The sequence below is a fragment of the Rhodobacter xanthinilyticus genome (genome assembly GCF_001856665.1).
GTDB lineage: Bacteria > Pseudomonadota > Alphaproteobacteria > Rhodobacterales > Rhodobacteraceae > Rhodobacter > Rhodobacter xanthinilyticus.
The window spans coordinates 2,686,999-2,712,208 of sequence record NZ_CP017781.1 but is presented as its reverse complement, the minus strand read 5'-3'; the positions used below and the strand labels follow the sequence as shown (position 1 = coordinate 2,712,208).

Annotated in this window: 22 protein-coding genes and 1 tRNA gene; 10 read left to right on the top strand and 13 right to left on the bottom strand. The window is 68.0% G+C overall.

The window, feature by feature from the left end; genetic code table 11:
* Window positions 1-27 precede the first annotated feature (27 nt).
* From LPB142_RS13180 to LPB142_RS13170, 3 genes are read left to right on the top strand one after another with little or no spacing between them, the layout of a single operon-like run.
* The gene (locus LPB142_RS13180) at window positions 28-981 is read left to right on the top strand and encodes an alpha-E domain-containing protein (RefSeq protein ID WP_071166645.1); all 954 of its coding nucleotides are present in this window, start codon (window positions 28-30) and stop codon (window positions 979-981) included.
* The gene (locus LPB142_RS13175; protein WP_068764910.1) at window positions 978-1,790 is read left to right on the top strand and encodes a transglutaminase family protein; all 813 of its coding nucleotides are present in this window, start codon (window positions 978-980) and stop codon (window positions 1,788-1,790) included. Before LPB142_RS13180 ends, LPB142_RS13175 begins: the two co-directional genes overlap by 4 nt.
* A 32-nt stretch (window positions 1,791-1,822) precedes the next feature.
* The gene (locus LPB142_RS13170) at window positions 1,823-2,548 is read left to right on the top strand and encodes a peptidase (protein WP_068765041.1); all 726 of its coding nucleotides are present in this window, start codon (window positions 1,823-1,825) and stop codon (window positions 2,546-2,548) included.
* 7 nt (window positions 2,549-2,555) lie between these two features.
* Here LPB142_RS13170 and LPB142_RS13165 read toward each other — a convergent pair whose 3' ends face one another.
* Both LPB142_RS13165 and LPB142_RS13160 read right to left on the bottom strand, forming a co-directional pair.
* Window positions 2,556-3,536, bottom strand: coding sequence for an alpha/beta fold hydrolase (locus tag LPB142_RS13165; RefSeq protein ID WP_071166644.1), 981 nt, complete (start codon window positions 3,534-3,536; stop codon window positions 2,556-2,558).
* A complete protein-coding gene (locus tag LPB142_RS13160; protein ID WP_068764908.1) occupies window positions 3,533-3,820 on the bottom strand; it encodes an SCP2 sterol-binding domain-containing protein in 288 nt (95 codons plus the stop codon). The genes LPB142_RS13165 and LPB142_RS13160 overlap by 4 nt, the downstream gene beginning before the upstream one ends.
* 63 nt (window positions 3,821-3,883) lie before the next feature.
* On the opposite strand from LPB142_RS13160, the gene LPB142_RS13155 reads away from it, so the two are divergent.
* The 5 genes from LPB142_RS13155 (at window position 3,884) to LPB142_RS13135 (ending at window position 8,918) form a co-directional block, all read left to right on the top strand.
* Window positions 3,884-4,444 (top strand): tetratricopeptide repeat protein, encoded by a 561-nt coding sequence (locus LPB142_RS13155; RefSeq protein ID WP_083392688.1) that lies wholly within the window; start codon window positions 3,884-3,886, stop codon window positions 4,442-4,444.
* Between the two features lie 19 nt (window positions 4,445-4,463).
* A complete protein-coding gene (locus LPB142_RS13150) occupies window positions 4,464-7,277 on the top strand; it encodes a helicase-related protein (protein ID WP_071166643.1) in 2,814 nt (937 codons plus the stop codon).
* Between the two features lie 3 nt (window positions 7,278-7,280).
* Complete coding sequence (locus LPB142_RS13145) at window positions 7,281-7,595, top strand: RNA-binding S4 domain-containing protein (RefSeq protein WP_068764906.1); 315 nt, start codon at window positions 7,281-7,283, stop codon at window positions 7,593-7,595.
* A 106-nt stretch (window positions 7,596-7,701) separates the two neighbouring features.
* Window positions 7,702-8,040, top strand: a complete 339-nt coding sequence (fdxA, locus tag LPB142_RS13140) for a ferredoxin FdxA (protein ID WP_068764905.1) — start codon at window positions 7,702-7,704, stop codon at window positions 8,038-8,040.
* Between the two features lie 368 nt (window positions 8,041-8,408).
* Window positions 8,409-8,918, top strand: a complete 510-nt coding sequence (locus LPB142_RS13135) for a CarD family transcriptional regulator (protein ID WP_068764904.1) — start codon at window positions 8,409-8,411, stop codon at window positions 8,916-8,918.
* 51 nt (window positions 8,919-8,969) lie between these two features.
* Here the strand turns inward: LPB142_RS13135 and LPB142_RS13130 are convergent, their stop codons facing one another.
* The 5 genes from LPB142_RS13130 to LPB142_RS19115 all read right to left on the bottom strand — a co-directional run bounded on the left by LPB142_RS13130 (window position 8,970) and on the right by LPB142_RS19115 (window position 16,823).
* On the bottom strand, window positions 8,970-10,862 hold the full coding sequence (locus LPB142_RS13130) for a monovalent cation:proton antiporter-2 (CPA2) family protein (protein ID WP_068764903.1): 1,893 nt from the start codon (window positions 10,860-10,862) through the stop codon (window positions 8,970-8,972).
* A gap of 105 nt (window positions 10,863-10,967) precedes the next feature.
* Window positions 10,968-14,036 carry a hypothetical protein gene (locus LPB142_RS13125; RefSeq protein WP_071166642.1) on the bottom strand — a complete coding sequence of 1,023 codons (3,069 nt, stop codon included), beginning with the start codon at window positions 14,034-14,036 and terminating at the stop codon, window positions 10,968-10,970.
* A gap of 162 nt (window positions 14,037-14,198) precedes the next feature.
* Window positions 14,199-15,482: an O-acetylhomoserine aminocarboxypropyltransferase/cysteine synthase family protein gene (locus LPB142_RS13120; RefSeq protein WP_071166641.1), complete on the bottom strand. Its 1,284-nt coding sequence runs from the start codon at window positions 15,480-15,482 to the stop codon at window positions 14,199-14,201.
* 150 nt (window positions 15,483-15,632) lie between these two features.
* Window positions 15,633-16,622, bottom strand: coding sequence for a hypothetical protein (locus LPB142_RS13115; protein ID WP_197474190.1), 990 nt, complete (start codon window positions 16,620-16,622; stop codon window positions 15,633-15,635).
* A gap of 117 nt (window positions 16,623-16,739) precedes the next feature.
* A tRNA-Tyr gene (locus LPB142_RS19115) sits at window positions 16,740-16,823 on the bottom strand.
* 175 nt (window positions 16,824-16,998) lie between these two features.
* On the opposite strand from LPB142_RS19115, the gene rlmB reads away from it, so the two are divergent.
* Together rlmB and LPB142_RS13105 are read left to right on the top strand one after the other, a co-directional pair.
* Window positions 16,999-17,781: a 23S rRNA (guanosine(2251)-2'-O)-methyltransferase RlmB gene (gene rlmB / locus LPB142_RS13110; protein WP_068764900.1), complete on the top strand. Its 783-nt coding sequence runs from the start codon at window positions 16,999-17,001 to the stop codon at window positions 17,779-17,781.
* Window positions 17,782-17,977: 196 nt separating this feature from the next.
* Entirely contained in the window at window positions 17,978-18,397 is a 420-nt protein-coding gene (locus tag LPB142_RS13105; RefSeq protein ID WP_071166640.1) for a CoA-binding protein, read from the top strand.
* A gap of 40 nt (window positions 18,398-18,437) precedes the next feature.
* On the opposite strand, the gene LPB142_RS13100 is transcribed toward LPB142_RS13105, so the two are convergent.
* The 6 genes from LPB142_RS13100 to LPB142_RS13075 all read right to left on the bottom strand — a co-directional run bounded on the left by LPB142_RS13100 (window position 18,438) and on the right by LPB142_RS13075 (window position 25,203).
* Window positions 18,438-19,742, bottom strand: a complete 1,305-nt coding sequence (locus LPB142_RS13100; RefSeq protein ID WP_071166639.1) for an NAD(P)/FAD-dependent oxidoreductase — start codon at window positions 19,740-19,742, stop codon at window positions 18,438-18,440.
* A gap of 3 nt (window positions 19,743-19,745) precedes the next feature.
* On the bottom strand, window positions 19,746-21,113 hold the full coding sequence (locus LPB142_RS13095; RefSeq protein WP_071166638.1) for a glutamine synthetase family protein: 1,368 nt from the start codon (window positions 21,111-21,113) through the stop codon (window positions 19,746-19,748).
* A 138-nt stretch (window positions 21,114-21,251) separates the two neighbouring features.
* Window positions 21,252-21,932, bottom strand: a complete 681-nt coding sequence (locus LPB142_RS13090) for a type 1 glutamine amidotransferase (protein WP_068764896.1) — start codon at window positions 21,930-21,932, stop codon at window positions 21,252-21,254.
* A 223-nt stretch (window positions 21,933-22,155) separates the two neighbouring features.
* Entirely contained in the window at window positions 22,156-23,487 is a 1,332-nt protein-coding gene (locus tag LPB142_RS13085; protein WP_071166637.1) for a glutamine synthetase family protein, read from the bottom strand.
* 4 nt (window positions 23,488-23,491) lie between these two features.
* Window positions 23,492-24,325, bottom strand: a complete 834-nt coding sequence (locus LPB142_RS13080; protein ID WP_071166636.1) for an ABC transporter permease — start codon at window positions 24,323-24,325, stop codon at window positions 23,492-23,494.
* Window positions 24,322-25,203: an ABC transporter permease gene (locus tag LPB142_RS13075; RefSeq protein WP_071166635.1), complete on the bottom strand. Its 882-nt coding sequence runs from the start codon at window positions 25,201-25,203 to the stop codon at window positions 24,322-24,324. The genes LPB142_RS13080 and LPB142_RS13075 overlap by 4 nt, the downstream gene beginning before the upstream one ends.
* Window positions 25,204-25,210: the final 7 nt, after the last annotated feature.

The window sequence follows — 25,210 nt, the reverse complement described above, 5'->3', positions numbered from 1 at the left end:
AAGATCCATTTTCATCGGAGGGGCGGGATGCTGAGCCGGACCGCGGAGAACCTGTTCTGGATCGGGCGCTATATCGAGCGCGCCGAGACCATGGCGCGCTTGCTCGAGGTGGGGGCGCGGATCGCGCTGATGCCCTCGGCGGGACATGGCTACCGCTCGGAATGGGAGAGCCTGTTGCAGGCCTCGGGCACGGCGGAAGGCTTTGCCAGCAAATATGGCGACCCGGTGCAGCGCAATATCGAGAGCTACCTGTTCTTCGATCGCGACAACCCGAGCTCGGTGGTGAGCTGTCTGGAGCGGGCGAGGGAAAATGCGCGCATCGTGCGCACCGCGCTCACCGCGCAGGTCTGGGATGCGCTCAACTCCGCCTTTCAGGAGATGCGCAAGCTCGAGCGCAAGCCGCGCTCCGAGCTCGAGCTGACCGAGCTGACCGAATGGGTCAACCATCAGGCCGCCTCGATCCGCGGCGCGATGGATGCGACGCTTCTGCGCAACGACGGCTACAGCTTCCTCAACCTCGGCTTCTCGCTCGAACGCGCCGACAACACCGCGCGGCTGATCGACGTCAAATATTTCGTGCTGCTGCCCTCGGTGGATTTCGTCGGCTCCGGCCTCGACAATTACCAATGGCAGACGCTTCTGCGCGCGTTCTCGGCGCTGCGGGCCTTCCACTGGGCCTATGGCGGCGACATCACCGCGGCGAAGATCGCGCATTTCCTGATCCTGAACCGGCAAAGCCCGCGCGCGCTGATCTCGGCGCTCGAGACGACCAAGGACCATCTCGACGCGCTCGCGAAGGATTACGGCAAGACCGGCCCCGCGCAGCTGCGCGCGCGCGCGCTGCTGGGCGAGCTCTCCGACACGCGTGTCGAGGATATCTTTGAAGAGGGCCTGCATGAGTTCCTCACCCGGTTCATCCGCGAGGTGGGCGAGCTCTCCGACATGGTCCATAATGCTTATCTGAGCGGAGACGCGCGATGATCCTGACGGTCAATCACGTCACCACCTATCAATATGATGCGCCGATGCGCGCCGCGGTGCAGTCGCTGCGGCTGTTCCCCTCGCGTTTCGATGGCCAGCGGGTGATCTCCTGGGAAGTCTCGGTCGAGGGCGGCGTGCGGGGCGGGGGCTTCCGCGACGGCGCGGGCGACCGGATCGAGGGCTGGTCGGTGCGCGGCCCGGTCGAGGAGGTGACGATCTCGGTCGCGGGGCAGGTCGAGACGACCGATCTGGCCGGCGTGCTGCGCGGTCATCGCGAGCTGGTCTCGCCCATGGCTTACCTGCGCGAGACCACCGCGACCTGGATCGACGCCGATCTCGAGGCGCTGGGCCAGGAGGCGGTGGTGGGCGCCGAGGATGATCTCGAGCGCGCGCATCGCATCGCGCGGGCGGTGGCCGAGGCGATCGCCTACAAACCCGGCGTGACCCATGCCCATACCACCGCCGCCGAGGCGCTGGCGCTGGGCGAGGGGGTCTGTCAGGACCATGCCCATGCGATCATCGCCGCGGCGCGCGCGGTCGGGATGCCGGCGCGCTATGTCTCGGGCTATCTGCACGCGACCGAGGACGGCACGCCGCATGAGGCGGCCCACGCCTGGGCCGAGGTGCATGTGCCCGCGATCGGCTGGATCGGCTTTGATGCGGCCAACCAGTGCTGCCCGGACGGGCGTTATATCCGGCTGGGCTCCGGGCTCGATGCGCGGGAGGCCGCGCCGATCCGCGGGGTGGCGCAGGGGCTGGGCGAGGAGAGCCTCGAGGTGGTTGTTGCTCTGGAAGCGGTGCAGCAATAAAAGGCCGAGAGGCGAATCCCCGGGGGGACATGATGACCTATTGCGTTGGCTTGCTGCTCGAGGCGGGCATGGTGCTTCTGAGCGACACGCGCACGAATGCGGGGCTCGACAATATCGCGACCTATCGCAAGATGTTCCTGTTCGAGGAACCGGGCGAGCGGGTGATCGGGATCCTGACCGCGGGCTCGCTTTCGGTCACGCAGACCACCCTCGCGCGGCTGCGCGACGCGATCGAGGACAGCGACGCCTCGGGCGAGACCTCGATCATGCTCGCGCCCTCGATGCTCAAGGTCGCCGAGATCGTCGGCAATACGCTTGCCCATGTGCGCCAGGATATCGACGCGCGGATGGAGGCCTCGAAGGTCTCGACCTCGGCCTCGATGATCGTCGCGGGCCAGCGCCGCGGCGGCGCGATGCGGATGTTCCTCGTCTACCCGGAGGGCAATTTCATCGAGGCGACCGAGGACACGCCTTACCTGCAGATCGGCGAGCACAAATACGGCAAACCGATCCTCGACCGGGTGGTGACGACCGCGACCTCGCTCGATGAGGCGCGCAAGGCGGTGCTTCTATCGATGGATTCGACCCTGCGCTCGAACCTCTCGGTGGGCATGCCGCTCGATTTCGCGGTGATCGAGAAGGATGCCTGCAAGGTCTCGCTGCGCCGCCGGATCCAGAAGGAAGACCCGGATTTCACCCGCATGTCGCATGCCTGGTCGGATGCGCTGCGCGAAGGGTTCAGCCGGATCGAGATCTGAGGCGGCCTCAGCGCGGCATCGCCTCGAAGAGCGCGAGCGCCGCATCGAGGAAGCCGGTGCGCGTGGCGCCGCCCTCCATCATCAGCTCATGTTGCGCGCCGGGGAAGATCTCGAGCCGCGCCTCGCGCCAGCGCGCGGCCTGCGCCCGCACGGCGGCCGGTTCGACGATCCGCTCCTCGGCGCCAAGGCCGATATAGACGGGCAGGCGCGGCGGCGGCCGGGTGGCGAGATCGGCGCATTCGAGGATGCCTTCGGCGACCCACTGCAGCGAGGGCCCCGACAGGATCAGCCCCGGCACCGCGCCCACCTGCTCGATCAGCATCGCCCAGACGGCGGGGTCGGTGGTCAGCAGGTTATCGGCGAAGGGCTGGGCGAGCACATAGGTCTCCGGGCCGGTGCCCGGCGCGTAGAGCCGCGAGAGCGCGCTGTCATGGAGGAGCCGGGCGAGCGGGCGGGCCACGGCGCGCAAGGGCCGCGGCAGGCCGATTCCCCACATCGGCGCCGAGAAGGCGGCGGTGGCGAAAGGATGGGCGCCCATGAGCGTGCGCAGCGCGATCGCGCCGCCCATCGAATGGCTCAAGAGCCCCCAGGGGCGGGGCAGATCGAGCGCCTCGGCGAGCCGATAGAGCGCCGCGACATCGGTCTGGAATTCGGAAAAGCGCCCGACATGGCCCTTGAACGGGTCGTCGAGCGGGCGGTCGGCGAGGCCCTGGCCGCGCCAGTCGAGGGTGAGGCAGGCATAGCCCGCCGCGCTCAGCCGCACCGCGGTGGGCCCGTATTTCTCGATATATTCGGTGCGGCCGGGGAACAGGAAGACAGTGCCCCGGGGCGCGGCGGCGCCCGGCGCCGCGGGCCAAAGGGCCGCACGGATCCGCACATGATCTTCGGCGTAAAGCCAAAAGGCGCGGCCGCCCGCGGGGCCGCGCGCGATCTCCTCATGAAGGGGCGCCGGCTCGAGGGGCGCCCCGCGGAGGAGGCTCTCGCTCACCCGAGCGCCGAGCCGAGCTGCATCGCCAGGCCCATCGCGCCTTCGATCTTCAGCTTGCCGGTCATGAAGGCCATCGTCGGGTTCACATCGCCCTCGAGGATGCCCTTGAACGTGTCGGCGGAGGCGATCAGCGTCACATCGGCCTCATCATCGCCCGCGCGCACGCCCTCGGCGTCGATGATGATCGCGCCTTCGTCCTTGATCACGAATTTCGCGGTCGCGGGGAAGCCGTTGGGCAGCTTCTTGGCCAGGGCAGCAACCGCCGCCTCGATGATGTCGCTCATGAGTTCCTCCGAATGTGACTGCCGGGCTCTCGCTTTCTCCGGCATATGAGTTACAGTTTCGTTATGCGCGGTGCAAATCTGATAAACAAATGTATCGTTGCGGCACTTGCCGTAATCGTCAACCTGGCCCTGCCGGCGGCGGCCGAGACCGAGGGGCTCGACCGCGCTTTTGCGGAGCTCGCGGACCCCGATTATGCCGGCTGGGCGCGCGCGCAATCGGATATCGAGCGGGCCTGGTCGCGCTCGGGCTCGGCGGTGATGGATCTGCTGCTCAAGCGCGGGCAGGAGGCGCTCGACGCGGGCGACACGGGCGCCGCGATCGAGCATCTGACCGCGCTGACCGATCTGGCGCCCGCGTTCCCCGAGGGCTTTGCGAGCCGGGCGACGGCCTATTACATGGCGGGCTATTACGGGCCGGCGGTGGTCGATCTGCGCCGTGCGCTCGCGCTCGAGCCGCGGCATTGGGGGGCGCTGACCACGCTCGGGGCGATTCTCGACGATATGGGCGATGCAGGCCCGGCGCTGGCGGCTTATCGGGCGTCTTTTGCCTTGAACCCGCATCAGCAGGATGTGAAAGACGCGATCGACAGGCTGGAGACGGCGCGCGCGGGCACGGCGCTTTGAGGCGCTGGAGCGGGGGAGCATGGCATCGCGGATCACGGCCGTTCTGGGGCCGACCAATACCGGCAAGACGCATTATGCGATCGAGCGGATGCTGGCGCATCGCACCGGCGTCATCGGGCTGCCGCTCAGGCTTCTGGCGCGCGAGGTCTATGACCGGATCGTGAAGGCGCGCGGGCCCTCGGTGGTGGCGCTGGTCACCGGCGAGGAGCGGATCGTGCCCGAGCGCGCGGCCTATTGGGTCTGCACGACCGAGGCGATGCCCGAGATCGGCGCCGATTTCGTCGCCATCGACGAGGTGCAGCTTTGCGCCGACCCCGACCGCGGCCATGTCTTCACCGACCGGCTGTTGCACATGCGCGGGCTGCACGAGACGCTGTTTCTCGGCTCGGAGACGATGAAGGGCGCGATCGCGGCGCTGGTGCCCGGCGTGCAGTTCACCCGGCGCGAGAGATTTTCCGAATTGCGCTGGGCAGGTTCGAAAAAGATAAGTCGGATGGGCGCGCGGGCGGCGATCGTGGGCTTTTCGGTTGAAAATGTCTATGCGATCGCGGAGCTCCTGCGCCGCCAGAAGGGCGGGGCGGCGGTGGTGATGGGGGCGCTCAGCCCGCGCACGCGCAACGCCCAGGTCGAGATGTATCAAAACGGCGATGTCGATTATCTGGTCGCCACCGATGCGATCGGGATGGGGCTGAACCTCGATATCGAGCATGTCGCCTTCTCCTCGACGGTGAAATACGACGGCTGGCGGATGCGCGCGCTCTTTCCCCATGAGATCGGCCAGATCGCCGGGCGCGCGGGGCGGCATACGATGGACGGCACCTTCGGGGTGACGGGCGAGGCGCGGCCCTTCGCGCAGGAGGTGATCGAGGCGGTCGAGGGGCATCGCTTCGCGCCGATCCAGCGCCTGCAATGGCGCAACCCGCGGCTTGAATTCGGCACCATTGCGCGGCTCGTGCAGGCGCTCGAGGAGAGCCCGCGCGACGAATGGCTCACCCGCGGGCGCGAGGCCGATGACCTGCGCGCGCTCAAGACGCTCGCCGATTTCCCCGAGATCCGCGACCGGGTGACGCGCCCGGCCGATGTGCGTCTGCTCTGGGATGTCTGCCGGATCCCCGATTTTCGCTCGATCTCGCAGATGGAACATGCGACCCTTCTGGCGCGGATCTTCGGCTTTTTGCAAAGCGGCAAGGGGATCGCCTCGGACTGGCTCGCCGGGCAGATCGCCCGCATCGACCGCCCCGTCGGCGATATCGACACGCTCTCCAAACGGCTCGCCTTCATCCGCACCTGGACCTATGTGGCGCAACGCAAGGGCTGGGTCGATGACGAAACCCATTGGCGCGCGGAGACTCGCGCTGTAGAAGACCGCCTGTCAGATGCGCTTCACGGCGCGCTGACCCAACGATTTGTGGACCGGCGCACCTCTGTGCTGCTGCGCCGGCTCAAGCAGAAGGAGACCCTCGTGGCCGAGGTGAACGACAAGGGCGAAGTGACGGTCGAGGGCGAATTCGCCGGCCGTCTGGACGGGTTCCGCTTCCAGCAGGACCAAACCTCTTCGCCCGATGAGGCGAAGATGCTGGCGCGTGCGGCCTATGAGGCGCTCAAGCCGGAATTCCACCTGCGGGCGGACCGGTTCTACAACGCTCCCGATACGGAGATGGATTTCACCGAGCAGGGCGGGCTGATGTGGGGCACCACGGCGGTCGGCAAGCTGGTGAAGGGCTCCGAGCCGCTCAAGCCCTCGGTCGAGGCTTTCGTCGACGAGGAAGCGGGCGCGGATGTGGCCGAGAAGGTCAAGCGCCGCCTGCAGCATTTCATAGACCGCAAGGTCGCGGCGCTCTTCGAGCCGATGCTGGCGATGAGCCGCGATGAGGCTCTGACGGGGCTCGCGCGCGGGTTCGCCTTCCGCCTCGTCGAGGGGATGGGGATCATCCCGCGCGAGTCGGTGGCGGCCGAGGTCAAAGAGCTCGACCAGGACGCCCGCGGCGCGCTGCGCAAGCATGGCGTGCGCTTTGGCCAATACACGATCTTCATGCCGGCGCTGCTCAAGCCCGCGCCGACGCGGCTGCGCCTCGTGCTCGCCTCGCTCTGGGAAGGGCTGGCCGAGTTCCCCGAAAGCCCGCCGCCGGGCCTCGTGACGATCCCGCATATCCCCGAAGTCGGCGCGCAGGCCTATTCGCTCTCGGGCTACCGCCCGGCGGGCGCGCGCGCGATCCGCATCGACATGCTCGAGCGCCTCGCCGATATCCTGCGCACGCAAGACAGCCGCGCGGGGTTTGAGGCGAACCCGGATATGCTGTCGATCACCGGCATGACGCTCGAGCAATTCGCCGATCTGATGGAGGGCTTGGGCTACAAGGCCGAGAAGGGCGAGCGCGCCAAGACCCGGCCCGTGGCCGAGCCGAAGGCCCCCGAGGCGGGCGCCGAGGGCGCCGAGAACCCGATCCCGGAGGAAAGCTCGCCGGTGGCCGAGGCGGAAGCCGTGGCCGAGGCCGCCGAGCCCGAACTCGAGACCTTCTTCACCTTCACCTGGGCGCCGCGCCCGCGCCATGTGCGCCCCGAGCGGGGCGAGCGGGGCCCGCGGCGCGAGGGCGGCGGCGAGCGCGGTGAGCGCGGGCCGAAGCCCGAGGGCCGGGGCGAGCGCGGCGATCGTGGGGATCGCAAGGGTGGCGGCGAGAAATTCGGCGGCAAGCCGAAGGGCAAGGGCAAGCCGAAATTCGACGACGCCAAGAAAGGCGCGCGGCATTTCGAGGCGCATCCGCCCAAGAAGGAAAAGCCGATCGACCCCGACAGCCCGTTTGCGGTGCTCGCGGCGCTGAAAGGCAAGAAGTGAGCGATGGCGCACGGGTCTGACCGGCTGCGCCTCGACAAATGGCTCTGGCACGCGCGGTTTTGCAAATCGCGCGGGCTGGCTGCGGAGATGATCTCCGAGGGCCGGGTGCGGATCAACGGTCAACCCTGCGCGAAACCGGGCCGCGCGATCGGCCCGGGCGATGTGCTGACCTTTGGCTTGGGCGGCGAGGTGATGGTGGTGCGGATCCTCGCCTGCGGCACCCGCCGCGGCCCTGCGACCGAGGCCGCGACGCTGTGGGAGCCCTTGGGCGAGACCAAACGCCCCGCCGCCGCGCCGCCGCCGGAACAGGCGTTCTGAGCAACGGGCCAGATCGCCGCAGCCGGGCTTTTATATATCCCGCACTCTTGATTGTGCGCGGCCCTCCCGCTAGGAAACGGCAAGAACCAACGCTCCGGGGTGTCCCATGACCTATGTCGTCACCGATAACTGCATCGCCTGCAAATATACCGATTGTGTCGAGGTTTGCCCGGTCGACTGTTTCTACGAGGGCGAGAACACCCTGGTGATCCACCCCGATGAATGCATCGATTGCGGCGTGTGCGAGCCCGAGTGCCCGGCCGATGCGATCCGCCCGGATACCGAGCCGGGGATGGAGGATTGGGTCGAGTTCAACCGCAAATATGCGGAACTCTGGCCGGTGATCACCCAGAAGAAAGACCCGATGCCGGGCTATGAGGCCCGCGACGGCGAGACCGGCAAGCTCGAGAAATACTTCTCGCCGAACCCCGGCCAGGGCGATTGAGTCGTCGCCCCGGGCGGCGCCGGGCTGATTCTTCCACAGGCTGTGGATAAGGGCGCCGGGGGCGCCCTTTCTGATTCGAAGCGAAAAGACAGCCCCTGACGCAGGGTAAACATTAAGACAAATCTAAGGTTAAGCGCTGTTTGACGGGGAAAATTCTCCGCTCGCGCTTTCGTGCTGCACCGCCGCGCTTTGAAATGCCCTTATTTTATGCTACATTCCTGTAACAAGGAGTTCGATCCCGTCCCGCAGACCTGCTCGCCTCGCGGGAGATTTCAGCGACAGATACCGGACATCGCGGAGCCTCGGCGCCGTGGGTGTCTTGTGCGCTGATCGGGGGGAGAAAGTCGCGGCTGCAAGGAAGCATCTGAATGACCAAGACCAAGAAAACCGAGTTTCGCCCGGACGATTTCGTCGTCTATCCGGCTCATGGCGTCGGCAAGATCATGTCGATCGAGGAGCAGGAGATTGCCGGGCTGCGGCTCGAACTGTTCGTCATCTCCTTCGAGAAGGACAAGATGACGCTGCGCGTGCCCACCCACAAGGCGGTCGATATCGGCATGCGCGGCCTGAGCTCGCCCGAGATCGTCTCGAAAGCGCTCGAAACGCTGAAGGGCAAGGCCAAGGTGAAGCGCGCGATGTGGTCGCGCCGCGCCCAGGAATATGAACAGAAGATCAACTCGGGCGATCTGCTCTCGATCGCGGAGGTGGTGCGCGACCTGCACCGCGCCGATGATCAGCGCGAGCAGAGCTATTCCGAGCGTCAACTCTATGAAGCGGCGCTCGAGCGTCTGACGCGCGAAGTCGCGGCCGTGTCGGGCACCGATGAGGCCGGCGCGGCGAAGGCCGTGGACGAGGTTCTGATCGGCCGCGCGGCCTGATCGCCTCCACCGGATCTGACGGAGCGGGCCCCTCGGGGCCCGTTTCGCGTTTCAGCCCTCTTCGATGATGCCGTCCTCGGCGGGGCGGTCGTTGGGGTCGGGCTGGCTCGTGCGGCGCGCGAATCGGCCCATCATCTGGGCTTCCAGCTCGGCGTTGAGCGCCTTGGTGCGGGCGATGTAATCGGGGTTTTCCTCGATCGGCACATCGGGTTTCCAGACCTGGGCGAGCTCGCGGACATTGGCGCGATCGGTCTTGAAGAACAGCTTTTCGAGCTCGGCCGCCTCGAATTCGCTCAGGCCCACGTTCTCGAGCACATAGCGCCCGCAGCGCAGGCTCGAATCGAACATCTCGCGCACGATGTCATTGGCGCCGGCGCGGTAGAGCTCATAGACGTGGTAGCGGTCGCGGGCGCGGGCGATGATATGCAGATCGGGGCGCATCCGGCGGGCATAGCTGACGAGCCGGGTGATCGAGGCCTTGTCGTCGAGGCAGACGACGAGCACCTGCGCCGAGGCGAGGCCGGCGGCGGCGAGGAGATCCGGGCGCGTCGGGTCGCCGAAATAGGCCTTGAAGCCGAAGGTGCGCATCAGCTGGATGGTCTTGAGATCGGCGTCGAGAACGGTGGTGCGGAAGCCCGACATGGTGACGAGCCGGTTCACCACCTGCCCGAAGCGGCCGACGCCGGCGATGATGATCGGCTGTTGTTCCTCGATCTCGTCGGCGGCGGGGCCGGGCTCGGGGCGGCGCAGGCGGGCGAGATGTTCGTTGAGGATGAAGAGCAGCGGCGTGATCAGCATCGAAAGCGCGATCACGAGCAGCACCTTTTCGGCGGTCTGCGCGGGCAGGATCCTTTGGCTGACCGCGAAGGCGACGAGCACGAAGCCGAATTCGCCCGCCTGCGCGAGGCCGAGCGTGAAGAGCGTGCGGTCGGGGCCGGTGAGGCGGAAGATCCGCGCGAGCCCGTAGAGGATCGCGGCCTTGAGCCCGACGAGGGCGGCGACGAGGGCAAGCGTCTGGAAGGGCGCGGCGGTGAACACCTGGAAGTTGATGCCCGCGCCGACGGTGATGAAGAAAAGCCCCATCAGCAGGCCCTTGAACGGCTCGATATCGCTTTCGAGCTCGTGTTTGAACTCGCTGTCGGCGAGCACGACGCCGGCGAGGAAGGTGCCGAGCGCGGGCGACAGGCCGACGATGTTCATCAGCGAGGCGATCGAGACGACGATCATCAGCGCCATCGCGGTGTTCACCTCGCGCAGCCGCGCGGTATGGACGAAGCGGAAGAGCGGGCGCACGAGCAGGTGCCCCGCGAGGATCACCGCGGCGACGGCGGCGAGGGTGAGCAGCGTCACCCCCCAGCCGGGCAGCGATTCGATGAAATGGGTGACGGCATGGCCATCGCCCGCCTCGGCCTTGGCCAGCGCCCGCGCGCCCGGCAGCGCCAGCAGCGGCATCAGCGCCAGCATCGGGATCACCGCGATATCCTGTGTGAGCAGCACCGCGAAGGCCGAGCGTCCGCCCGCGGTCTGGATCAGGCGCCGTTCATTGAGGGTTTGCAGCACGATCGCGGTCGAGCTGAGCGAGAAGATCATCCCGATCGCGAGCGCGGTGCGCAGCGGCTGCTGGAGCGCGAGCGCGATCGCCGTGACGGCCGCCATCGTCAGCACCACCTGCAAGCCGCCAAGCCCAAGGAGCTTGTCGCGCATCGCCCAGAGCGCGCGCGGTTCGAGCTCGAGCCCGATCAGGAACAGCATCATCACCACGCCGAACTCTGCGAAATGCTGCAAATCGGTCATTTCGGTGCCCGAAAGCCCGGTCACCGGCCCGATCAGGATCCCGGCGAGCAGATAGCCCAGCACCGAGCCCAGGCCCGCGCGCGTCGCCAGCGGCACGGCGATCACCATGGCGAACAAATAGAGCGAGGCTTGCAGCAGGAAGCTTTCCATCAGGGTCCGGGTCTGGGGGAGGGGCGAGAGCGGTCAGGCGCCGATGGTACCCGTCGGGGGGCTCTGTTCAAGGCGAAAAAGCCTGAACTTTCCGTGTGCTGGCGGTCAGCTGCCCTTGAGGAGCTTGATCGTGATCGCGCGGCTGCCCTTTTGATAGGTGAGCTGGCCCTCGCCGATCGCGGTGACCTTGCCGCCATCGAGCCGGTCGCCGACCGAGACCTTGACGAATTTGCCATTCGGCATCCGCACCAGCGCGCGGCGGTTCGAGGAGGAGCCGTAGACGCCGATCAGGTTCATGTCGCCGAGCTTGATCGCGTTTTTCTCGGTGGCCTGTTTGGCGACCGAGGCCGAGGTCGGCAGGCGCGGCATCACCGAGGTGGGCTCGGGCTCGTCGAGTTCCTCGGGCGCGGGGGCGGCCGCGGCGGCGGCCTTGCTCGGCGCGGCGGGGGCGGCCACGGGGGCCACTGGCGCGGCGGCGGGCAGCGTCTCGGCCGCGATCGCGGCGGCGAGCGCGCTTTCGACCGAAGCGCGGAAGTTGCGCGGCTTGGCGACGGGGCGGCGCGAGACGGCGACGGCCTGAGCGGTGGCGCTGGCGGTGGCGGCGCGGGCGGCCTCCTCGGCGGCCTGGGCGGCGGCGGCTTCCTCGGCGGCGGCGTTGGCGGCGGCCGTTGCGGCGCGGCTCACGGCGGCGGGGCGGGCGCGCGGTTTGGCGCCGGCGAGTGCCGGATCGGCGGCGGGCGGCGCAAGGGCGGCGCCGTCCTCGGGCGTTTGCGCGGGGGCGGCCTCGGGCGCCGGAGCGGGGGGCGCCGCCGCGGCGGCTGCGGCGCGGGCGACGGCGGCGGGGCGCGCCTTCGGCTTGGCGCCCTTGAGCGCGGGGTCGGCATAGGGCGCCTCGGCGGCGGCCAACGCGGCGGCGGCCGCGGCGGCGATCGCGGCGGGGCGGTCGCGCGGGATGCGCGCGGGCTTGCCGGAGTAAAGGGTGAAATCGCCGGGCATTTGCACGCCCTCGGCGGTGGGGGCGACCGCGGCCACGGGGGGCTCGGCGGCGGTCTCGGCGGGGGCGGCCTCGGGCGAGGCGCTCGAGACACCGGCAAGCGAAAGCCCGAGCGCCTGGGCGGCGAGCGGGCTGGGCGGGATCGCGGCGGTCAGATCGGCGGCGCTGAGCGCGGGCGGGCTGGTGGCGGTGGCCTCGCCATCGGGGGCAACGGCGGGCTGCGGGGCGGCGGGCGCGGCGGCCAGCGCCTCGGCGGCGGTCGCGGGGGCGGGCGGGGCCTCGGGTTCGGCGGTGAGCGCGGCGGCCTCGGTCTGGGCCGGGGCGGGGGGCTCGGCGGCGCCGGTCTGCGCGGGCGCGGCCGTCTCGGGCGCAGGGGTCGCGGGGGCGGGGCTTTCGGGCGCCAAGGTCGCGGGCGCGGCCGGATCGAGCGCGCCGGTTTGCGCCCCACCGGCGGGCGGCGCGAGGCTTTGCGGCGCGCCGTCATCGGTGAGCGCGCTCGACCACAGCGCGACGACGCCGAGCAACAGCACCAGCGCGCCGGTCAGGATCAGGCCCAGATGGCGCGGTTTGCCGCCGACCGTCCGGGGCTGTTTGCGCCCGCCAAACACGGTCCGCTCGACCGGCGGCTCGGCGGGGCTGGCGGCGGCCTCCGGCGCGGCGGCGGGCTGCGCAGCCGGCGCCTTCACCGGCGTCTCGATCTTGCCAGAGCGCAGCACCGGCGGAGTGGGCTTCTTCGCGGGCGCCTTGTCCTTGCCGGGCTTGGCCACGACCGCGCGGGTGTTGACCTTCAGCGGCGCGGGGGCGGGCTCGGCGCCGGGCAGCACGAGGTCGGGCGAGGTGATCCGCGCCGCCCCGCTGCGCACGAGATCGGCCTTCGGCTCGGGCGCGGCGAGCGGCGGGGGCTCGGGCTGATCGGCCGGGCGCGGATGCAGCCGCGCAGCCCCGCCCAACGGCGGCGCCGCTCCGCCCTCGGGGGCGAGGTCGACATCCAGCTTGCGCCGCGAGGCGAAGGCGGGCAGCGGCGCGGCCTCGGCCTCGAGATCCTCGGGCTCCTCGATCATGGCGAAGGGCGCTTCGGGGGCCTCATCGGGCGCGGGCGCGGCCGGGGCGGCGGCGAGCGACTTGGTCTCGTGCGCCTCGGGCAGCGGCTCGGGCAGCGGCTCGGGCCGCGGCGCGGCGGCGGGCTCGGCGCGCGGCGCAAGGGGCGCGTTCAGCGCGAGGTCGAGATCGAGCAGCGCCTCGGGGTCGGTCAGTTCGTCGGTGAGATCCGCGTCGAGATCGGCCTCAAGCGCGGGGGCGGGCGTTTCGGCAGGCGTTTCGGGGGCCTGCACGGACGGCGCGGCCGCAAACAGCGGCAGCTCCGGGGCGGCCGGGATCTCGGGTTCGGGCAGGATTTCGGGCTCCGGCTCGGGCTCGGGCAGGATCTCGGGTTCCGGCGCGATCTCCGGCTCCGGTTCCGGCAGCTCCTCGGGCTCCGGCGCGGGCACCATTTCAGGTTCCGGTTCCGGCTCGGGCTCCGGCTCGGGCTCCGGCTCGGGCAGGGGCTCGGGCTCCGGCTCCGGCAGGGGCTCCGGCTCCGACTCGACCACCGGCTCCGGCTCGGGCTCCCCCGTCAGGGCGGCGGCCAAAGCGGCGGTCTCGGCCAGCCGCAGCGGCTCGTTGTCGCGCTCGACCTGGGCGCCCTCGGGCAGATGCGTCGCCGCGCTGCGGGTCGGGCCGAACCAGGGGTCGCCCTCGAACTGGTCGGGGCCGGGGATCGCGGCAAAGGAGATCGGCGCGAAGCCATGGGTCTCGGCGAAGGCCTCCGCCTCATCGAGGGTCTCGCGCGCGACCACCGCAACCTTCACCGTCTCGCCGCGGCCGGAAAAATCGAACACCAGATCCTCGACCGCATAGGGGGTCATACCGTCGAGCGCGGCCATGATCTGCGCGCGGCGCTGGCGGGGGCGGGGGCCCGGGGCCTCGATCTCGGTGTAGAGGATCTGCGAGGGCGGGATGATCAGCATCGTGGTCAGCCCCTCGGGCGCCACGGCAAGCGCCGCCTCGCGCAGCGCGCCAAGCTCGGCAGGCAGGTCGGCGGCGTCGAGCGCCACCTCGCCGAAGTCCTCCCAGCCGGTCTCCACACGGCGCAAAAGGCCGATGCCGTCAGGGGTGAGGTTGAGGGCAAAGCTGGGTTTCATGCGGGTCTCTTGCGATACCGGGAGCGGCCGGACGGGGGGAGGAACGGCGGGGCCGTGCTTCGGCCCTTGGTAAAGACTTTTTTGCCCCGTGAAAAGGCGCCCGCCGGGTCAGGGCGGGCGCTTGGTCGGGTTTTTGCCAAGTCGTGATCGGTCGCGGGCCGATCAGGCGGTGGCGAGGGTCAGGGCCTGATCGAGATCGGCGATCAGATCCTCGGCGCTCTCGGTGCCGATCGAGAGGCGCACCACATTCGGGCCCGCGCCCGCGGCGACCTGTTGGGCCTCGGTGAGCTGGCGGTGGGTGGTCGAGGCCGAGTGGATGATCAGCGAGCGGGTGTCGCCGAGGTTCGCCACATGGCTGAAGAGCTTGAGGCTGTCGACGAGCTTGACGCAGGCCTCATAGCCGCCCTTGACCGCCACCGTGAAGAGCGCGCCCGCGCCCGCCGGGCAGATCCGCGCCACCCGGTCATGCCAGGGCGAGCTCTCGAGCCCCGCATAGGTGACGTAATCGATCCGCGGATCGGCCTCGAGCCAGCGCGCCACCGCCTTCGCATTGGCGACATGCTTCTCCATCCGCAGGCTCAGCGTCTCGATCCCCATCAGCGTGTAATGCGCACCCTGCGGGTTCATCGTCATCCCCAGATCGCGCAGCCCGACCGCGATCGAATGGAAGGTATAGGCCATCGGCCCGAGCGCCTCGTGGAATTTCAGCCCGTGATAGGCCGGCTCGGGCGCCGAGAGCGAGGGGAACTTGTCAGAGGCCGACCAGTCGAACTTGCCGCTGTCGACGATCACGCCGCCGGTCACGGTGCCGTTGCCGGTCAGGTATTTCGTCGCCGAATGCACGACCAGCGTCGCACCATGCTCGATCGGGCGGCACAGATAGGGCGAGGCCAGCGTGTTGTCGACAATGAGCGGCACGCCCGCCTTGTCGGCCACCGCCGAGACCGCGTCGAGATCGGTGATATAGCCGCCCGGGTTCGAGATCGACTCACAGAACACCGCGCGGGTGTTGCCGTCGATCGCCGCCTCGAGCGCCGCCAGATCGTCGAAATCGACGAATTTCGCCGACCAGCCGAAGCGTTTGATCGTCTGGCTGAACTGGGTGATCGTGCCGCCGTAAAGGCGCGTCGAGGCGACGATGTTGAGCCCCGGCCCCATCAGCGGGAACAGCGCCATGATCTGCGCCGCATGCCCCGAGGAGCAGCACACCGCCCCCGCACCGCCCTCGAGCGCCGCCACCCGCGCCGCCAGCGCCGACACCGTCGGGTTGGTCAGCCGCGAATAGATATAGCCCACCTCCTCGAGGTTGAAGAGCCGCGCCGCGTGATCGGCATCGCGGAACACATAGGCCGTGGTCTGATAGATCGGCACCTGCCGCGCGCCGGTGGCCGGATCGGGCTCCGCGCCGGCATGGATCTGCAACGTGTCAAAGGAATAGTCGGTCATTCGCGCCTCCCGCAAAAAGTGGGGGCACCCTAACCCCGGGCCGGGGCGCCTTCAAACACATTCAGAAACGGCGATGCAGCCCGAATCCCTGGCCCTTCTTCTTGGCCCAAATACGCAAATTCCGTCCGCGCCACAGGCCCGCGGCCGCGCTCAGCGCAGCCACAGCCCCTCGCGCCGGATCGCATTGCGCAGCATCGCCTCCCGCGGCGGCAGATTGGCGCGATCGAATTTGCGACGCAATTTCATGCCCTTGCCCTGATAGATCAGCTTCTTGGCGGGGTCGTAGTTCTTCAGAACCTTCTTGACCGCATTGGGCGCCGTCACCCGCTCGACCATCTCGACCGCCGCGTCGCTTTCGCGCGCGTAAAGCAGCGGCAGCGCCCGGTAATGGCAACTGACATCGCCGTCGAGCCCCGCCAATTCCGGCCCCGGCCGGCCGCCGCCGAAGGAATGAATCACGAGCGGCAGCGCCACCTGATCGAGCCAGGGGTCGAGCGACTGGCTCGCCAGCTCATCGGGCGTATCCCAGCGGATGCCATGGGCATAATGCAAGAAGCGCTTGCCGAAGGTCACCGCATCGGCGCCGAAGAACCAGCCGGCGTTGAAATAGAGATAGCGCTGCCAATATTCGTCGAACTGGGTTTTATCGAGCGAGCTGTCGAACTCGAGCCCGAACTTGTCATAAAGGCTCTTCCAGATCGCGGTGTAGCCCGGCCCGTAAAGGGGCGGCTCGGGCCAGGTGCCCTCGCGGCGCATCGAGGCCGAGGGGCGGTTGAAATCGAAGCCCACCGAGGCGAGCGGCCCGGTGAAGACCGTATCGGTATCGAAGAACACGAAGGGCTCGGCCGGCAGAGCGGTCATCGCCTCGATCTTGTTGCCATAGGGGTAGCTTTCCCCGAAGTGCTTGTTCTCGAAGGGGATAATCTCGGCGCCCGCCTCTTCGAGGAGCGCCCGCACCGGGTCGGAGACCCGCGTCGTCTGGCTCCAGCGCGGCCCGCCGGGCTCGGCCATCAGCAGCCGGCCGAGAAACCCCGGGTTCGCCTCGCGGAACGAGCGCGCAAAGATCAGCGCCTCATATTCGAGCCGCCCCGATTGCACCACGCAAAAGACGTTGAAGTTGGGCGCCGTGCTCACTGCCATGACCTGCCTCGTTTCTTTGGCCGATACTATAGCGGGTTTCCGGGCGGGCAAAAGACCGCTTTCGCGGCGGGTCTGCGGCTGGCAGAGCGTCGGATGGATCACCAATTCTGGGGGAAGTGGTGGGTGACCCTGGAATCGAACCAGGCATGGGTCTCCCCGGCGGAGTTACAGTCCGCTGCCGCACCTTGCAGCTCGTCACCCGACGCGAGGCGGGGGATACCGAAGGGGGCGGGGGGCGTCAAGGGGGCAAAAGCGCGGCGCGAGAATTTTTCGCGCGCGGCGCGCGGCGGCGCCCGGGGCGGGCTTGCAGGCTTGCGATTTTGCGCGTTTGGCGTCAAAAGAGCCAATCCGAATGCGCCAATCCGCGGAGAGAGCGATGAAAAAGCCGAGCTGGGTGATCGACAAGGAACGCGCCAAGCGCGCGGCGGCGGCCGAGACCGTCTGGCTCTTCGGGCTGCATGCGGTGCGCGATGCGCTGATGAACCCGGCGCGGGTCAAGCTGCGGCTGGTGCTGACGAAAAATGCCGCCGACAAGCTCGGCCCGGCGATCGCGGCGGGCGGGCTCGAGCCCGAGATCGTCGATCCGCGCAAGTTCGACAGCCATGTCACGCTCGCCCCCGACAGCGTCCATCAGGGCGCCGCGCTCGAGGTCAAGCCGCTCAACTGGGGCAAGCTCGAGGATGTCGCGCTGACCGGGCGGGGCGAGCCGCTCGTTGTGCTGCTCGATCGGGTGACCGACCCGCATAACGTCGGCGCGATCCTGCGCTCGGCCGAGGTGTTTGGCGCGCGCGCCGTGGTGGCGCCGGCGCGCCATTCGGCGCCCGAGACCGGGGCGCTCGCGAAAACCGCCTCGGGCGCGCTCGAGCGTCAGCCCTATCTGCGGGTGACGAACCTCGCCGATGCGATGGTCGAGCTGCGCGACATGGGCTTTGTGCTCATCGGCCTTGCGGGCGAGGCGGAGGAGTCGCTGGCCGAGGGCCTCGCGGCGATTGGGCCGCGGCCGGTGGCGCTGGTGCTCGGCGCCGAGGGGCCGGGCCTGCGCGAGAAAACCCGCGAGACCTGTGACCGGCTGGTGAAGATCCCCTTCGCGGGGGAATTCGGCTCGCTCAACGTCTCGAACGCGGCGGCGGTCTCGCTCTACGCCGCCACACACCGCTGAGTCACGCCGCCTCACTTCCGCGCGATTTTGCCGCGACCCCCTTTAACGGCGGTTTTACATACCTATGTTTGATTTGTCGGAACGCAGCCTTGGAACCGCTGCGTTTCAGTTCACTGTCCCTCGTTCCACAACTTCGGCGCCCGGCCCTTGGCTCGGGCGCCTTTTTCATTAAGCTCACCGCCAAAGGGAGGACCGGATGCAAGATCAAGAGATTCGAGAAATTCTGAGCGATACCAAGGTGATCGCGGTGGTGGGCGTGTCGGCCAACGCGGCGCGGCCCTCGCATCATGTGGCCGAATTCCTGAAAGCCAAGGGCTATCGGATGATCCCGGTGAACCCGGGCCTGGCGGGGCAGGAGCTGATGGGCGAGCGGGTCTATGCGAGCCTCGCCGAGATCCCCGCCGAGATCGCGGTCGACATGGTCGACATCTTCCGCGCCTCTGAGGCGGTGCCGGGGATCGTCGCCGAAGCGGTGGCGCACCTGCCCGCGCTGCGCACGATCTGGATGCAGTTGGGCGTGATCAGCCCCGAGGGCGCCGAGGCCGCGCGCGCGGCCGGGCTGCGGGTGGTGATGGATCGCTGCCCGAAGATCGACTATCCGCGCGTGATGGGGTGAGCCAGAGGGGGCTCTGCCCCCCGGCTGCGCCTCCCCCTTCTCAGATCCCCAGCCGGTCGCGCAGCGCGTAAAAGCTCATCCCGGCGACAAGGATCGGCCAGCGCAGCGCGCCGCCGCCCGGGAACGGGTAGGTCGGCACCGCCGCCATCGCGTCAAAGCCGTCGCCCGTGGCGGTGATCGCCTCCGCCATCAGCCGCCCCGATAGCGTCGCGAGCGCCACGCCATGGCCCGAGAACCCCGAGGCCGAGAGGCAGTTCGGCGCGGGGCGGGCGAAATAGGGCATGCGGTTGAGGGTGATCGCGAGCGTGCCGCCCCAGGCATGGGTGATCTTCACGCCCTTGAGTTGCGGGTAGGTCTTCAGCATCGGCACCAGCGCCTTGCGCGCGATATCGCGCGGGAAGCGGTCGGTGACCGATTCCCCGCCGCCAAAAAGCAGCCGGTCTTCATGCAAGCGCCAGTAATTGACCACGAATTTCGTGTCATGCGCGGCGATGTTCTCGGTCAGCACCTCGCGCACCCGCTCCCCCAGCGGCTCGGTCGCGACGATGTAATTGTTGAGCGGCATGACGCGGGCGGTGATCTTCGGCTCGAGCCGGTCGAGATAGCCGTTCGCGGCGATCACGACATGATCCGCGGTGACCTCGCCGGTGGCGGTCAAGATGCGGCTCGGGGTGGTGGCGGTGCCGTGCTCGATACGGGTGACGACCGAGCGTTCATGGATCGTGGCGCCCGCGGCCTCGGCCAGCCGCGCCACTCCGAGCGCGAGGTTGAGCGGGTGAACATGACCCGCGCCGCGGTCGATATCGCCGCCGATATAGCGCGGCGAGGGGATCAGCGCGCGCAGGCCCGCGCGGTCGAGCGGTGTGATCTGCTCATAATCGTAATGCCGCGCGAGATGCTCGGCCATCTCATGGGCATGGCGCACCTCGGCGGGTTTGAGCGCGGCATGGGCGATGCCGCGATGGGTCGGCACGCCGGCGCGCGCGGCGAGATCGAAGGTCAGCGCCTTTGCCGCTTCGGCCAGATCCCACAGCCGCCGCGCGCCCGGTTTGCCGACCATCTTCTCGAGCTCGGTGACCTCGAGACGCTGGCCCGAGCCGATCTGCCCACCGTTGCGCCCCGAGGCGCCAAAGCCCACCCGATGCGCCTCGAGCACGATCACCCGCCGCCCGGCCTCGGCCAGATGCAGCGCCGCCGAGAGCCCGGTATAGCCCGCGCCGATCACGCAGACATCGGCCCGCACGGCGCCCGTCAGGGGCGCGCGCTCGGGCGTGGGGTCGGCGGTATCGGCATAGAAGCTGCGGGGGTATTCTCCGGGGCGGTCATTGGCGAAAAGCAGGTTCATGGCTCAGACATTCAGCAGCAGATGCTCGCGCTCCCACGGGCTGATGACCTGCAGGAACTCCTTGTATTCGTTGCGTTTTACCGCCTCGTAGACGGTGCAGAACTCGATCCCCAGAACCTCGCGCACGGGCGCGGAATCGGAGAGCAGATCGAGCGCATCGCCCAGGTTATAGGGCAGGTCCGTGTCATTCATATAGGCATCGCCCGTGCATTCGGGGCGCGGCATGCGCCGTTCCTTCAGCCCCAGATAGACGCAGGCGAGCGAGGCCGCGAGGCCGAGATAGGGGTTGCAATCCATCCCCGCGAGGCGGTTCTCGATCCGCCGCGCCTCGGGGCCCGAGATCGGCACGCGCAGCCCCGTCGTGCGGTTGTCGCGGCCCCATTCGAGGTTGATCGGCGCGGCGAAATCGGGGACGTAGCGGCGGTAGCTGTTCACATAGGGCGCGAGCAGGGCGATCACCGCGGGCAGGTGGTTTTGCAGCCCCGCGATCGCATACATGAACTCGATGCTCTCGCTGCCATCGGCTTCCGAGAAGATATTCGCGCCGGTCTTCACATCGATGACCGATTGGTGGATATGCATCGCCGAGCCCGGCTCGCCCTCGATCGGCTTGGCCATGAAGGTGGCGAAGCAATCGTGGCGCAGCGCGGCCTCGCGGATCAGCCGCTTGAAGAAGAAGATCTGATCGGCGAGCGCCACCGGGTCGCCATGGGCGAGGTTGATCTCGACCTGGCCCGCGCCGCCTTCTTGCAAGATCCCGTCGATCTCGAAGCCCTGCGCCTCGGCGAAATCATAGATATCGTCGATCACCTTGCCGTATTCGTCGACGGCGGACATCGAATAGGCCTGTTTGCCGGCCGCGCGCCGCCCCGAGCGGCCCATCGGCGGGATGATCGGCTGGTTCGGGTCGAGGTTGCGCGCGACGAGGAAGAACTCCATCTCCGGCGCGATCACCGGCTTCCAGCCCTCAGCCTCGTAAAGCCCGACGATCCGCTTGAGCAGGTTGCGCGGCGCGACCGGCACCGGGTTGCCCTGCTGGTCGTTCACGTCATGGATGACCTGCAGCGTGATATCGGCCGTCCAGGGGGCGGCGGTCGCGGTCGAGAAATCCGGGGTCAGGATCATGTCGGGCTCGGTGAAGGCGCCCATCGGGTTGTCGGCCCATTCGCCGGTGATGGTTTGCAAGAAGATCGAATTGGGCAGGAAGAAGCGATCCTGAAAGGCGAATTTCGAGGCGGGCATCGCCTTGCCGCGGGCAACGCCGGCGATATCGGCGACGATGCATTCGACCTCATCGAGGCGGCGCCCGGCGATATAATCGCGCGCGGCTTGCGGGAGTTGTTCGGTCCAGTCGGTGGGTTTCGAGGACATATCTGTAACTTTCCAAAGGGTTGCGGTGAAGGCGGCCTTGGTCAGTCAAGCGGGTCGGGCATCAGCCGGGCAAGCGGCTCGCCTTCGGCAAAGCCAAAGGCGGGGCAGGGGCAGCGGTGGGCAGCCGCGGGGCTCATCTCAGCTCCGCGGTTTGAGGAAGAACTCCGCGATGCGGTCGGCAATCGCGGCGGATTGGTTGGGCTGGCCAAGGCGGGTGCGCGCGGCCTCCATCAACGGGTCGGGCACGACGCCCTTGCCGCGGGTGTTCATCAGCCCCTCGACGAAACTGTCGGGGAATTCGGGGTGGGCCTGCACGGTGAAGGCGCGGTCGCCGTAAACCAGCGCGGCATTCTCGCAAAACGCGTTGCAGCCGACCACCTCGGCGCCCTCGGGGCGGCGGGTCACCTGGTCCTGGTGCCAGGCGTTCAGCGTCACCGTCTCGCCGCCGAAATCGTAATCCTGCGCGCCGACCGCCCAGCCGCCGGGGAATTTCTCGACCGTGCCGCCCATCGCCTGGGCGATGATCTGATGGCCAAAACAGATCCCCACCAGCGGCACGCCCGCCGCGATGATCTCGCGGATCAGCGCCTCGAGCGGTTTGATGAACGGGTGATCCTCATAGGCGCCATGGCGCGAGCCGGTGATCAGCCAGCCCTCGCATTCCTGCACATCGGCGGGAAACTCCATCGCCTCGACGTGATAGGTGCGGAAGGTCAGGCCGTGATTCGCCAGAAGGCGCGCGAACATGTCTGGGTAGTCGCCGGCCTCCGCCCGCAGAATATCGGGGGATTGGCCGGTTTGCAGGATGCCGATCAGCATGGGGCTCTCATTGGGTTGGATGACGAAAGCCTAGACCCGGGCCGATGGGCGGGCAAGGGGGCTCCGCAAGAATTTGATCAAATTTTCGAGCTCTGGAAAGGGGGCGCTGCCCCCTCGGCCCTGCGGGCCTCACCCCCGGGATATTTTTGCATCGTTGAAACCAGCTGCGCTTCAATGATGCAAAAATATCCCGGGGGGAGCGCAGCGGGGGGCGGCGCCCCCCTCAGACGGTGTCGAGGTAGAGCTCGGTCTGTTCCTCGTCGGAGAGCTCGGCCATGTAGTGGATTTCCTGGCGCTTGGTCATCAGGTAGTTCGCGACCAGCTCCTTGGGGAAGATCCGTTGCACCAGCGGGCAGGTCGCGAAGGTCTCGATCGCGAGGTTCCAGGTCGCGGGGAGCTGCGGCAGGCTTTGGGCATAGGCGTTGCCGGTGAGCGGCTCATCGGGGATCATCTTGTCCTCGAGCCCGACAAGGGCCGCGCCGAGCACGGCGGCGAGCATGAGGTAGGGGTTCACATCGCCCCCCGCGACGCGGTGTTCGATCCGCCGCGCGGCCGGGCCCGAGGCGGGGATCCGCAGCGCCGCGGTGCGGTTCTCATAGGCCCAGCCGATGCCGGTGGGCGCATGCGCATTGGGCACCAGCCGGTCGAAGCTGTTCTCATGGGGCGCGAAGATCAAGGTCGAGCCGGGCAGCGCCGCGAGGCAGCCCGCCACCGCATGGCGGAGCGCATCCGAGCCCTTCTCGGAGCCATCGTTGAAGATGTTGTTGCCATCGCGATCCAGGATCGAGAAATGCACATGCATGCCGTTGCCGGGCCAGAGGTCATAGGGTTTGGCCATGAAAGAGGCGGCGAAGCCGTGGCTGCGCGCCAGCCCTTTGACCAGCATCTTGAAGAGCCAGGCATCGTCGGCCGCTTTCAGCGCATCCGAGCTGTGCATCATGTTGATCTCGAACTGCCCCGGGCCCGCTTCGGAGATCGCGGTATCGGCGGGGATATCCATTTCCTCGCAAGCCTCGTAGAGCTTGGTGAAATAGCTGTCGAAGGCGTCGAGCGCGCGGAGCGACAGCGTCTCGCCGCCGGTGCGGCGCTTGCCCGAGCGGGGGCTGGGCGGCACGCGCAGGGTCTTGCCCGAATCGTCGATCAGGAAGAACTCGAGCTCGGTCGCGACGACCGGGGTCAGCCCCAGCGCGGTATAGCGGTCGAGCACGCGGGCCAGAACCTGGCGCGGGTCGCCGTCATAGGGGCGGCCGTCCATATGGAACATCCAGATCGGCAGAAGCGCGGTCGGCGCCTCGAGCCAGGGCATCGGCATGAAGCCGCGTTCGGTGGGCATCAACAGCCCGTCACAATCGCCCGATTCAAAAACCAGAGGGCTTTCCTCGATGTCCTCGCCCCAGATGTCGAGGTTCAGCACCGAGAAGGGGAAGCGGGTGCCTTCGGTAAATACCTTGCTCGCAAAACGTGCGGGGATGCGTTTTCCCCGCGCCACCCCGTTGAGGTCCGCCGCTGCGACGCGAATCGTGCGCACCTCGGGGTGATCTTTCAGCCAGTCCATGTCCTCACCTGATGATTTGCGGCCTGACCTTCAGTTTGGGGCGCTGGGCGCCCGGAAGATGCCGGTTCAGGCGGCGGTTGACCATCCCGAAGAGCCAGATCAGGGCCAGCGTCACCAGGACGAAATAGAAGGCCGCGATCGGGTAGGGGATGAAGGGGTTGTAAGTCTTGTCGGCGAAATATTTCGCGTAATAGAGCGCGTCGCCGCTTTGTTGATAGGCCGGGAAGCCCGAGAAGAAGACGAGCGTCGTGGCATGGACGAGGAAGATCGCCTCGTTGGTATAGGCAGGCCAGGCGAGCCGCAGCGTCGTCGGCCAGACCACTTTGCGGAACTTCTTCCAGCCGGTGAAGCCATAGGCATCGGCGGCCTCGAGATCGCCTTTGGGCACCGCACAAAGCGCGCCGTAGAAGATCTCCGCCGAATAGGCCGAGGTGTTGAGGAAGAGCACAAAAAGCGCCCCCGCCCAGGCTTTCGTCGTCCAGGCGGTCTCGATCGTCAGGCCGAAAATATTGATGCCCGTGCGCGGCAACAGCACGAGGAGCTCATAGGCCAGGAAGAACTGGATGAAGAGCGGCGAGCCGCGGAACACGAAGATGAACCATTCCGCCGGTTTGCGCAGCGCCGCGCGCGGGCTGGTCTTCGCCAGCGCCAGCGCATTGGCGAGGAAAAACCCCAGCGCCATCGCGACAAGGCCGAAATAGAGGTTCCAGATCAGCCCGGAGCCGATCAGCGTGAATTCATGGCAGAGCGTGAAATCGGAGCGCGGCAGCAGCCGCTCGCCGATGCCGATCGAGCGCAGGCCGTAATCGGAGATGATCTCGAGGCAGCTTTGGGTCATGCGCCGGCCTTTCGCATCGCTTCGCCGGCCATCGTGGCCTGGCCGCGCGAGAGCCGCGCCGTGAGGCGGCCGAGCAGGATCTCGGAGACCCGCGTCATGCCGAGGTAGAAGCCGAGCAGCACGAGGAAATACCACACGCGCCAATCGGGGTGGGGATAGGCGTAGATCGCCGATTTGGTGGCGCCGAGTTCGCGCGCCCAATAGACGATATCCTCGATGCCGAGCAGGAACAGGAGCGGCGTCGCCTTGATCAGGATCATCCACAGATTCGCAAGCCCGGGCAGCGCATAGGTCCACATCTGCGGGATCAGGATCCGCCGGCGCACCTGGGCGGGCGACATGCCATAGGCCTCGGCGGTCTCGAGCTGGGCGCGGGGCACGGCATTCATCGCGCCGTAAAGCACATTCGCGGCAAAGGCGCCGAAGACCACCGCGAAGGCCACCACCGCCAGCGCAAAGCCATAGGCCTCGTGCCAGATCTGCGGCGAGGTCGAGAGCGGGATCTTCGCCGCGGCGCAGACGTTGAATTCGTTATTGGCCCAGACCGGCGCATCGCTCGGCGGGCATTTCCACAGATGGCGCAGATATTCGAGCCCCTGGTCCATGGCGACCGGCACGAAGAGGAAGAAGATGATGTCGGGCACGCCGCGCACCATCGAGGTATAGCCCTTGCCAAAGAGCCGCAGCGGCAGGATCTGGCTGCGCGCGGCCAGCGCCCCGCCAAAGCCGAACAGGAGCGCCACCGGCGCGGTGACCACCAAGAGCGCGATCACGATCAGGAAGGAGCCGTAGAACAGGAACTGCTTGCCCGTGGTCAGGTAGCACAGAAGCCAGCTCAGGCCCTCGAGTTGGGATGGGTCAGCGCAATGGGTGAACATCTGGGAG

Coding starts and splice junctions, on each gene's coding strand:
- fdxA (WP_068764905.1), top strand. CDS start 7,702: ATGACCTATGTCGTCACCGATAACTGCATCGCCTGCAAATATACCGAT.
- LPB142_RS13105 (WP_071166640.1), top strand. CDS start 17,978: ATGCAAGATCAAGAGATTCGAGAAATTCTGAGCGATACCAAGGTGATC.
- LPB142_RS13170 (WP_068765041.1), top strand. CDS start 1,823: ATGACCTATTGCGTTGGCTTGCTGCTCGAGGCGGGCATGGTGCTTCTG.
- LPB142_RS13095 (WP_071166638.1), bottom strand. CDS start 21,113: ATGTCCTCGAAACCCACCGACTGGACCGAACAACTCCCGCAAGCCGCG.
- LPB142_RS13160 (WP_068764908.1), bottom strand. CDS start 3,820: ATGAGCGACATCATCGAGGCGGCGGTTGCTGCCCTGGCCAAGAAGCTG.
- LPB142_RS13080 (WP_071166636.1), bottom strand. CDS start 24,325: ATGACCCAAAGCTGCCTCGAGATCATCTCCGATTACGGCCTGCGCTCG.
- LPB142_RS13090 (WP_068764896.1), bottom strand. CDS start 21,932: ATGCTGATCGGCATCCTGCAAACCGGCCAATCCCCCGATATTCTGCGG.
- rlmB (WP_068764900.1), top strand. CDS start 16,999: ATGAAAAAGCCGAGCTGGGTGATCGACAAGGAACGCGCCAAGCGCGCG.
- LPB142_RS13115 (WP_197474190.1), bottom strand. CDS start 16,622: ATGGCAGTGAGCACGGCGCCCAACTTCAACGTCTTTTGCGTGGTGCAA.
- LPB142_RS13100 (WP_071166639.1), bottom strand. CDS start 19,742: ATGAACCTGCTTTTCGCCAATGACCGCCCCGGAGAATACCCCCGCAGC.
- LPB142_RS13180 (WP_071166645.1), top strand. CDS start 28: ATGCTGAGCCGGACCGCGGAGAACCTGTTCTGGATCGGGCGCTATATC.
- LPB142_RS13150 (WP_071166643.1), top strand. CDS start 4,464: ATGGCATCGCGGATCACGGCCGTTCTGGGGCCGACCAATACCGGCAAG.
- LPB142_RS13130 (WP_068764903.1), bottom strand. CDS start 10,862: ATGGAAAGCTTCCTGCTGCAAGCCTCGCTCTATTTGTTCGCCATGGTG.
- LPB142_RS13075 (WP_071166635.1), bottom strand. CDS start 25,203: ATGTTCACCCATTGCGCTGACCCATCCCAACTCGAGGGCCTGAGCTGG.
- LPB142_RS13155 (WP_083392688.1), top strand. CDS start 3,884: ATGCGCGGTGCAAATCTGATAAACAAATGTATCGTTGCGGCACTTGCC.
- LPB142_RS13145 (WP_068764906.1), top strand. CDS start 7,281: ATGGCGCACGGGTCTGACCGGCTGCGCCTCGACAAATGGCTCTGGCAC.
- LPB142_RS13125 (WP_071166642.1), bottom strand. CDS start 14,036: ATGAAACCCAGCTTTGCCCTCAACCTCACCCCTGACGGCATCGGCCTT.
- LPB142_RS13120 (WP_071166641.1), bottom strand. CDS start 15,482: ATGACCGACTATTCCTTTGACACGTTGCAGATCCATGCCGGCGCGGAG.
- LPB142_RS13085 (WP_071166637.1), bottom strand. CDS start 23,487: ATGGACTGGCTGAAAGATCACCCCGAGGTGCGCACGATTCGCGTCGCA.
- LPB142_RS13135 (WP_068764904.1), top strand. CDS start 8,409: ATGACCAAGACCAAGAAAACCGAGTTTCGCCCGGACGATTTCGTCGTC.
- LPB142_RS13175 (WP_068764910.1), top strand. CDS start 978: ATGATCCTGACGGTCAATCACGTCACCACCTATCAATATGATGCGCCG.